This window comes from Pseudomonas sp. P5_B2, from assembly GCF_056400445.1.
In genome coordinates this window covers 1-1,918 of the sequence record NZ_JBFULH010000717.1, presented here as the reverse complement: position 1 = coordinate 1,918, position 1,918 = coordinate 1, and the positions used below count along the sequence as shown (strand labels likewise).

General features: G+C 59.5%; 1 protein-coding gene. It reads left to right on the top strand.

The window, feature by feature from the left end; translation table 11 throughout:
• Positions 1 to 127 precede the first annotated feature (127 nt).
• Positions 128 to 1,792 (top strand): OFA family MFS transporter, encoded by a 1,665-nt coding sequence (locus AC1DRJ_RS25960; RefSeq protein ID WP_477804673.1) that lies wholly within the window; start codon positions 128 to 130, stop codon positions 1,790 to 1,792.
• Positions 1,793 to 1,918 lie beyond the last annotated feature (126 nt).

The following is a 1,918-nucleotide window of genomic DNA, read 5'->3' as shown; positions in this document are numbered from 1 at the left end:
CGTCCGTCCTGCTGCGACGAGATGTCGCACAAAAAGCAGCTTCACCCAACAAAACGGTCATGCGTGCGCATAGAGGCTGGGGGTGAGGAGTGGCTGGCGAACCCTACTAATAATTGGGGGATACACAATGACCACGAGCATCACGGCGGACGGCCTCAACGCCGGCCAGCCTGCGTTCCTCTCCAAGGAGCGCATCATCGCCAAGCCCGGTTTTAACCGTTGGCTGGTACCACCGGCCGCTCTGGCCATCCACCTTTGCATCGGCATGGCCTACGGTTTTTCAGTGTTCTGGCTGCCACTGTCCAAGGCGCTGGGTGTGACCAAGCCGGTTACCTGCGCGCCGGATATGAGCTTCATTTCGCAAATTTTCTCGTCGCAATGCGACTGGCCGATCTCGATGCTCGGCTGGATCTACACCCTATTCTTCATCTTCCTCGGCTGCTCGGCAGCGATCTGGGGTGGCTGGCTGGAACACGCCGGGCCGCGCAAGGCGGGTGTTGTATCGGCACTGTGCTGGTGTGGTGGTCTGCTGATTTCAGCATTGGGGATCTATACCCACCAGATCTGGCTGATGTGGGTCGGCTCCGGGGTTATTGGCGGTATCGGCCTGGGGTTGGGGTATATCTCGCCGGTTTCGACCTTGATCAAGTGGTTCCCGGACAAGCGCGGCATGGCGACCGGTATGGCGATCATGGGTTTTGGCGGTGGTGCGATGGTCGGCGCTCCGCTGGCCGCAGCCCTGATGAGCCATTTCGCTTCGGCAGATAGCGTGGGCGTATGGCAGAGCTTCCTGGTGATGGCCGCGATCTACTTCGTGTTCATGATCGGTGGCGCATTGTCCTACCGCGTTCCGCCTACCGGCTGGAAGCCTGAGGGCTGGACCGCTCCGGCGAAAAAAGCCGCGAACGCGATGATCACCCACCGCCACGTTCATGTGAACGTCGCCTGGAAAACTCCGCAGTTCCGTCTGGTGTGGCTGGTGCTGTGCCTGAACGTTTCGGCCGGTATCGGCATCCTCGGCATGGCGTCGCCGCTGTTGCAGGAAGTGTTCGGTGGCAAATTGATCGGTGTGGACCTGCCATTCGGTCAACTGGACGCCGGGCAACTGGCTTCGATTGCAGCGATTGCGGCCGGTTTCACCGGTTTGCTGAGCCTGTTCAACATCGGTGGTCGATTCTTCTGGGCCTCGTTCTCCGATTACCTGGGCCGTAAAAACACCTACTTTGTGTTCTTCGCGTTGGGTTTTGCGCTGTATGCGCTGATTCCGAACCTCGGTCACCTGGGTAATATTTCGCTGTTCGTGGCGGCTTTCTGCATCATCCTGTCGATGTACGGCGGTGGTTTTGCGACGGTCCCGGCTTATTTGGCGGACTTGTTCGGTACGCAGATGGTGGGTGCGATCCATGGTCGTCTGTTGACGGCGTGGGCGGCGGCGGGCGTGTTGGGTCCGGTGTTGGTGAACTACCTGCGTGAATATCAGCTGAGCATCGGGGTTGAACGTGCCGCCGCTTATGACATCACCTTGTACATCCTCGCCGGTCTGCTGGTGCTGGGCTTCCTGTGCAATCTGTTGGTGCGTCCAGTGGCTGACAAGTACTTCATGACCGACGCTGAACTGGCTGCCGAACAGGCACTGGGCCACGACAAAGGTGCTGACAGCAGCACTGTGCTGGAGTGGAAAGCGGACGCGGGCACCAAGCCGTTGGCGGTGGCTGCGTGGCTGGTGGTGGGTATTCCGTTGGCGTGGGGCGTTTGGGTGACCTTGCAGAAAACGGCAGTCTTGTTCCATTAAGGTGTTCATGGGCTGAGAACATCCAGCCCTGAATAAACACCGACCCTGTGGGAGCGGGCTTGCTCGCGAAGGCGGTGTGTCAGACGGCAACAATGTCGACTGACACTCCCTCTTCGCGAGCATTCC